Below are 6,517 nucleotides of genomic sequence, written 5' to 3'. Positions count from 1 at the left end.
CCGGTATGACACAAAGCATGTCCCGTGTAGCACATTGCCTAGACAATGGCCCCATGGAAGGCTTCTGGGGTATCTTGAAGCGCGAGATGTACTACAGGCGCAGATTTACTTCCCGGCAAGAGTTGGTTGAGTCAATTGAGGAATATATAAGATATTACACTTATGACAGACCACAGCGTCATTTAGGCATACGAACCCCAAGTGAGTACCACGAAAAACTGGTTGGAGCTGCATGAAAAAAGCTGCTCGCATTAGTTGCGAGCAGCAATGAATATTTTTATTTTTTTACCTGTCCACTTGACGGGGAGCACACCAGTATAGGGCTTTTGTTAATATCCTGTGAACGTATTGAATGACGTTGCTCGATACCAATACAACGCCCACAAAGCAAGGTCAACTATCATCATGAAGAACAAAAATAGATTAATTCCTGCTATGGTTGACCGCTGAGGTTCTTTTTTCTTGTCACTTATCTTCGATGCCACCGCTAACGGCTTCATGTTCACTTTTGCTATGAAATCTAGCAGCAAATTCAGCAAGTTAAAAAGCATCATCGCGATCAGGATAATCACAAACGTCAGTCGATATATGGAAACCTTATCTATGTTGTTTAATATAGAGCTGGAAAACACCATTCCCGCTACGAACGTAATGACTATGGACGAGAAAATGCCAAGGATTGTAATATAGTCCTTCTGCATATTAGCCGCCTTTTCGCTCAGCAACTTTATTTCCTCACCAGATTTACGATTTTTATCCTCCATGCGCTGAGCTATCTCTTGTGTGTAGCTGATGCGGGATATTTCCAGGTTCACATGGTCATAAAGCTTTTCGAGCTTGTCACACAGTTCTTGTGTCACATGGCCACGTCCTTCATCCCGCCACCGCACGACAGATTCATACAATATTTGGATATTCCCTTGTAATTTTGCCTTATCCAAATCATTATCAGCATCGATTCGTGTTATGACGCCGAACATCCCAGAATACAGATGCCGAAAATCATCCGCATAAATATCCTGCAATGTAAAAATGTACTGTTCAAGGTTCTTTTCTGTTACATCCGTGTCTAATCGAGCCAGCTTTAGAAGAAATTCCTGCAGTGCCTGCTGTTTATCACGCACATTCATATTCTGCAATCACTTCCTTTGGGATAACCTGCATCTTGCCGGCACCGCCCTGATACACTAAATCCCACGGTTTTCCCTCAGCATGTGTCTCCTGAACTAAGTCCCACGGTCTCTTGCTCAGCTTATCAGACACTACCTCGTCGATAATTGCCTTTTCTTCAGCAGTAAACGCTTCCTCAGGCTCTTTGCGTTCATAAATTGCGGCTGCTCCATAACCGCAATACTCGCGGTAAACACTTCTAACAACAGGGCCGAATTGCCAAGCTTCTACCTCATCCATGAACAAAGCTCGCTTTTGTCGTATCAGAAACGTAGCTTGAACATAGTATAGAATCTTTTGCAGTTGCAAATTGCTGATAGCCTTGTTTTCCCTTGTGCACTTGCTGATAATGTATCTTGCTACGTCATTAGCCGTGTGCGTGCCTTCAAAATCATCATTCTTATCGTCTTTGAAGAAAAAAAACATGGTTTTCAGCTCCTCTCTATTGATTTTTTCATTATAGCCATACGATATAGGATTACACAAAAAATTACTTTTGTCAAATTCTATATTCTATTTATCGGTGATAAAACCCTGCATATTAAGCATTTTTTCGTTCAGACTGTATTTTATCGTACCTCAAGATAAACTTCCTCGCACAAAAATAAGGCCCATACTGACGTTATCTTGCCAGTATGGGCCTATTGCTATATCTATCTTGAAGCTCCCCAGGCTCCCAGCCCTATGGCCAATATCTGCCACAAGGTTTTCTGAGTCCGTAGCTTTTTCTCAGTCTTTTCGTGCGCCTTCTGCGCTGCCAGCATCTCTTCCCTGGCCTGTTGTAATGATTGATTGGCTGCTTGTATTGAGTTCTCGGCATTCTCGGCAGAGCTGGAGAGCCCGTTCAAGCGCTCCTGCAGCTGATTGATTTGCTGCTTCTGCTGATTCAATATTATTTTCAGCTCGCTGACTTGCTTCTGCGATTCGGTCAGACTGGTCTGTGATGCGCTCAGCTGACTTTTCAGCGTCTGAGATTCCTGCCTGAGCTGATTGTTGGCTGTCTGCAATTCGGTCAGCGATTGCCGTGCTGCCGCCGTTGCTGACTTCGATATCTGCAGCTGATTGCTTAGCTGCATCAGCTCCTGCTCTAACAGCTGCAATTTCTGCCGCTGCATTTCGTTGTTGTTCTCCAGTTTGCTCAATGTACTGGCCTGCCCGCTGGTCTGGATCTGTGTCTGTTCGGACATCTCGGAACAATAGCCATAGGGCGCAAACTGCAATAACAGCAAGCACAATATAGCCAGCATAAGCAATGTACTTTTTGGGTATTTCATTCATTTGCCTCCCCTCCATCAATATCATTCACATCAGAGGATCTTGCCAAGGATATACCCCAAAGCCAAGATTTCCGCCGCGTGGTAAATATCCTGCCGATGAGCAATCAAAAGCTCCCCTGCAGCCGCCAGATATTCTTTGAGGGTATATTCTTTGCTGGCAATCCGTCCCTGCATAGCATCAATATTTTCCTGAATACCCTCTTTGACATCTTCTAGCTGATGAGCCACGGCATTATTGCCAGCTTTTTTGAGTTTATCAGCACCGGCTTCAAGGTCATCAACGAGATTCTGATAGGTTTCAATAATCAGCTTTTTATCTTCTTCGCGCATTCTATGTCCTCCATTTTCTCCACTTGACTTTTTAAAGAAATATGCGCTTTTGCTTGATTTATAAAGTCAAGTAGGTGCGCATATTTCCTGTAAAAGTCAAGCCGTGTCCAACTTGGACACGCTGTAACTCGGTTTTAACTCATTTTTAACTCGACTTTAACTCAATCATCGTAATAGATGCTGGCGTCATAGCCGAAGCCTGCAAGGTTATCTGTGAACTGATGCATCCGAATAATCCGATCCGGATACTCTTCTTTGAGATAATCCTTGCTGGCGGTCTCGAACGTATTGCCATTGCCGTAGTTTGCCACCCAGATGGGCACATAGTCCGGCAGTTCTTCGATGTGGATGTGATGAGCGCCTTCGGCACTGAACCAATTCCAACCGGAATAGATGCCATTGTACTGATGGCCGTAGTCCGTCAGCCTATTTAGGAACGCCATGCAGCAGGCAGTAACATCGCCGCTCAGCATCCGTTCGCTCTCTGCATCGTACCAGATACCCAGCGGCGGCGTTTCGCCGCGCAGGTACTCTTTGAGCCAATCAGCCACCTGGTCAGCTTCCCTGACCGCCTCATCATAGGTGCACGCATGAGCGAAGTAATACACGCCATACTGTAAGCCATACTCTACTGCATGATTGACATGCTCGACAAACATTTCGTCCAGACTGGAGCGTTCGCCCAGCTTCAAGATAACGCCCTCAATGCCAGCGTCAACCAGTGCCTGCCAATCAACATTCTCTTGCCATGCAGAAATATCGATTACCTTCATCATTTTCTTTTACCGCCTTTCTTGTCCGGCCTGTAGCTCCGTGGAAACGGGCACATTTCAAACAATGAATATTCCATCTGTTGTACCTGCCCCACATAAAAGCCCTGCCTTCTTGCGACATATGCAAATTCCGCAAATTTGTCATATAGTTCTGTCCACGCTAAACCATTCATTCATCCTCCTTGCTCCCGTGCTTTCCTCTGTCCGGGTGCAGTATCATCATTTTTTGTCGTCGCCGTGATAGCGTTCAAACGAGACGCGGCCCAAAAATCCTGTCAGTCCTGCAGCTATCTGCCCTGCCAGCTCCGTCTGATTGAAACAGACGCAAGTCACAAGGGCCAGCCCCAGGAAAACGCCGACTACAAAATCCGTAGTAAGTAATTTGTACATACCTTACTCCTTTTCCAACTTATTGAGACGGTGCGTGTTGCTTTTCCCGCGTGCCTCCACCTCAATCAATCTCTTCTCCACATCCACCCGCCGCTCGCGCTCTTCTTTGATGTCTTCGCTCAATTTGTCTACTGAGGTCTGCAGGTTCTTCATGACCGTAATCAGCGGGGAGATGGCCATTTTAGAAACCACCCCGGCGATAAAACTCATGACCACCGTCGCCGAAGCTGCTGTCTGTATCCATTCCATGTATGCCTCTTTTCTCTAACCTTACCGATATCGGAATTATATTACTCGCTCATTGCGGGCGGCGCCCTCTCTATCATGTTTCCAACTCCTCAGAAATCCTTACGCCATAGCCAAATAACGCCCTCTGCAGCAACTACCCCGCCAACACCGGCAAAGATATCCCCTCCGTGGTCATGCGTAGAGTGCGACTTGTTATGATCATAGATTTCTTTTCCAATAATCAGCCCGGCCATAATGCTCCAGCGGGTTTCTTTCTTCACGCCTGCTGCAGCCATGCCTGCGTCCAAGCCAGCCGCAACACCTATATGCTTTTGTTTGTCCTCAGGAATTCCGGCATAACAAAAAGACGGTGCCAATAAAAGCACCGCCATAGCCATCATTATGAGTTTATACCGCATTTACTACCTCCCAATCACTTGCGAACAGGTCAGGATTGCCGGCAAAGTAAGGGATGGGCTCTTTATCTTCGTAACTTACTTCTAAGAACGGCTGCATATCGTTGGTATAATTACAAATCAGCCTGTCCCCTTCCAGCCAGCCTTTACGCCTTAGAATCTTGCCGGCCTTGGCAAGCTCTAAGGCATCCCCAAAGGTCAACCCTCAGACTCGCTTTCCGCAGCCGTGGTTGTGTTTGCGGTCTCATAATCCTCGCCAGTGATTTCTTTGAACTCTTCAGCAGTAATCCATTTCTTGACTACTGCGCAACGCATCATCCTGATAGTCCAAAGGCCCATCCAGTAATAGCTCTTGAGCATGCTGTATTTTTTGCTGTGCTGTGTCGTTGCCATGATTAAGCCTCCTCTACATCAATATCAGCCATCATTGCGATAAACTGAATCTTCGAATCCTGTGCTCTCTGGTCAATGTCCAGCTGGGAAAGAGCAGTAAAAGCAAGGTAATACTTGCCGCCATCCCAGTCATACTTGACCTGCTGCAACAGCTTTGTATTGTCGTGGCTTTCCACCACATTGCCATTGCTATCCTTGACGGTCAGCGCAAACACATCCGGCAAACTCGACAAATCTACTTCTGACTCGCTCACATAGTTATTGCCATTCAATGTGAGATTTTCCACTGTTACGCTATTGCCCTCTCCTTCGAATATGAGGGTATACTTTTCTTTTTCCATTGCTCAGTCAGCTCCTTATACAGTTTATCCAGATTCTTCAGCGTATGATAGGCGCTATATTTTCGCTTATCTCCACGCCATGACAAATACTGTAAGCGAAATGCCTGCGGCGACATTTCGCCCCTGGCCACAAATCTGGCCAGCTTCTTCAATTTCCTACGTTCCCTTACAACTACGTCATGCGGTATACGGCGAATTATCTTGCCGGTATCCGTCAGAATGTACTTGGTCTTTAAAAATGTGAATCCATGAGACAGTTTTATGATCTGCGTTTTCTTCTCATGAACAAACACGCCCAATTCCTCGGCGATTGCCTTGATTTCTCCCAGTAGCTGGCGTAAAAATTCCTTGTCCGGATGGATGATAATTCTATCGTCCATGTAAGCATCATAACAATGCACGCCTCGGACAGTCTTACACCATGTATCTATTCGCGTCGGCAAATAAATACCTGCTATTTGAGATACTACCGAGCCTATCCCCATCGACCTCTTCAGCATCTTTTGGCCTGTCAATAAAGTCTTATCCACCTTCTCATGCTCCAAGCTATTAAACGGCCTGTTTTGGTAGCCATCCGAAGCATAAGATACATCAATTTCATTGGCTTCCAGTATTCTATCCAACACCCACAGCGCCAGTGGCTCTTTGACATGCCGGCCAAACTGCCGCCGTATCACATCGTGGTCAATGTTGTCAAAATACTTGCGGAAATCGATTTTAAGCACATAACCTTCCCGGCCATATCGCCGATAATGCCAGCGCAGATGCTGCTCAAACCTTCGCCGCGTGAAGCTGATGCCTTTGCCTTTAAGACTGGCACCATTATCATGAATCATATGAGGTAGTAAAGCCGGCTGCAGGCAAGTATTTACCAACGCATGCTGCATAGCCGTGTCTCTGATATTCAGTGCCTTGACCAGTCTAAGGTGGCCTTGCTCGCATAATTTGAACTCCGAACCCTTCCCCTGGGTGTAAGTCCTCTCTCGTAGTTCTTTCTGCATGTGATAGGTTTCTCTCAGCAGGTTTATCCTGTGCTTTTGCGTTCGGTATTTCCATTTACTCACCTTCTCTGCTTTGAAGAATCCATCCAACAAATTATTTGCGTCATCAAATTGTGTCATATGTGGTACGTTTAATTTTTTAATGCCGCGCTGATAGGGGCAATATCCTTGGATAGCCCCGTCACGGCCTTTATTTAC

14 protein-coding genes are annotated in these 6,517 nt (G+C 46.0%); 1 reads left to right on the top strand and 13 read right to left on the bottom strand.

What is annotated here, in order from left to right; all coding sequences use genetic code 11:
* Window positions 1–5: 5 nt before the first annotated feature.
* A complete protein-coding gene (locus BLQ59_RS16490; protein WP_143092169.1) occupies window positions 6–236 on the top strand; it encodes an IS3 family transposase in 231 nt (76 codons plus the stop codon).
* A gap of 93 nt (window positions 237–329) precedes the next feature.
* Here BLQ59_RS16490 and BLQ59_RS03335 read toward each other — a convergent pair whose 3' ends face one another.
* From BLQ59_RS03335 to BLQ59_RS03285, 13 genes are all read right to left on the bottom strand, one after another.
* Window positions 330–1,130 (bottom strand): hypothetical protein, encoded by an 801-nt coding sequence (locus BLQ59_RS03335; RefSeq protein WP_074571508.1) that lies wholly within the window; start codon window positions 1,128–1,130, stop codon window positions 330–332.
* Window positions 1,117–1,596, bottom strand: a complete 480-nt coding sequence (locus BLQ59_RS03330) for a Panacea domain-containing protein (RefSeq protein WP_074571507.1) — start codon at window positions 1,594–1,596, stop codon at window positions 1,117–1,119. Before BLQ59_RS03330 ends, BLQ59_RS03335 begins: the two co-directional genes overlap by 14 nt.
* 227 nt (window positions 1,597–1,823) lie before the next feature.
* Window positions 1,824–2,444, bottom strand: coding sequence for a hypothetical protein (locus BLQ59_RS03325; protein ID WP_074571506.1), 621 nt, complete (start codon window positions 2,442–2,444; stop codon window positions 1,824–1,826).
* Window positions 2,445–2,477: 33 nt separating this feature from the next.
* The gene (locus BLQ59_RS03320) at window positions 2,478–2,777 is read right to left on the bottom strand and encodes a hypothetical protein (RefSeq protein WP_074571505.1); all 300 of its coding nucleotides are present in this window, start codon (window positions 2,775–2,777) and stop codon (window positions 2,478–2,480) included.
* Window positions 2,778–2,938: 161 nt separating this feature from the next.
* Complete coding sequence (locus tag BLQ59_RS03315; RefSeq protein WP_074571504.1) at window positions 2,939–3,553, bottom strand: glycoside hydrolase family 25 protein; 615 nt, start codon at window positions 3,551–3,553, stop codon at window positions 2,939–2,941.
* Window positions 3,550–3,723: a hypothetical protein gene (locus BLQ59_RS15925; RefSeq protein WP_176756708.1), complete on the bottom strand. Its 174-nt coding sequence runs from the start codon at window positions 3,721–3,723 to the stop codon at window positions 3,550–3,552. Before BLQ59_RS15925 ends, BLQ59_RS03315 begins: the two co-directional genes overlap by 4 nt.
* A gap of 46 nt (window positions 3,724–3,769) precedes the next feature.
* Complete coding sequence (locus BLQ59_RS15920) at window positions 3,770–3,940, bottom strand: hypothetical protein (protein WP_176756707.1); 171 nt, start codon at window positions 3,938–3,940, stop codon at window positions 3,770–3,772.
* A 3-nt stretch (window positions 3,941–3,943) separates the two neighbouring features.
* Window positions 3,944–4,189, bottom strand: a complete 246-nt coding sequence (locus BLQ59_RS03310) for a hypothetical protein (protein WP_074571503.1) — start codon at window positions 4,187–4,189, stop codon at window positions 3,944–3,946.
* Between the two features lie 89 nt (window positions 4,190–4,278).
* On the bottom strand, window positions 4,279–4,587 hold the full coding sequence (locus BLQ59_RS03305) for a hypothetical protein (RefSeq protein WP_074571502.1): 309 nt from the start codon (window positions 4,585–4,587) through the stop codon (window positions 4,279–4,281).
* Window positions 4,577–4,786: a Thoeris anti-defense Tad2 family protein gene (locus BLQ59_RS03300; protein WP_074571501.1), complete on the bottom strand. Its 210-nt coding sequence runs from the start codon at window positions 4,784–4,786 to the stop codon at window positions 4,577–4,579. The genes BLQ59_RS03305 and BLQ59_RS03300 overlap by 11 nt, the downstream gene beginning before the upstream one ends.
* The gene (locus BLQ59_RS03295; protein WP_074571500.1) at window positions 4,783–4,977 is read right to left on the bottom strand and encodes an XkdX family protein; all 195 of its coding nucleotides are present in this window, start codon (window positions 4,975–4,977) and stop codon (window positions 4,783–4,785) included. The genes BLQ59_RS03300 and BLQ59_RS03295 overlap by 4 nt, the downstream gene beginning before the upstream one ends.
* A 2-nt stretch (window positions 4,978–4,979) precedes the next feature.
* A complete protein-coding gene (locus BLQ59_RS03290; protein ID WP_143005270.1) occupies window positions 4,980–5,264 on the bottom strand; it encodes a hypothetical protein in 285 nt (94 codons plus the stop codon).
* A 2-nt stretch (window positions 5,265–5,266) separates the two neighbouring features.
* Window positions 5,267–6,439: a reverse transcriptase domain-containing protein gene (locus BLQ59_RS03285; protein WP_074571498.1), complete on the bottom strand. Its 1,173-nt coding sequence runs from the start codon at window positions 6,437–6,439 to the stop codon at window positions 5,267–5,269.
* Window positions 6,440–6,517 lie beyond the last annotated feature (78 nt).

It is taken from the genome of Pseudoselenomonas ruminantium, assembly GCF_900104055.1.
GTDB classification, from domain to species: Bacteria; Bacillota; Negativicutes; order Selenomonadales; family Selenomonadaceae; genus Selenomonas_A; species Selenomonas_A ruminantium_C.
The sequence above is the reverse complement of the archived record's forward strand: the minus strand, read 5'-3'. Positions and strand labels throughout refer to the sequence as shown.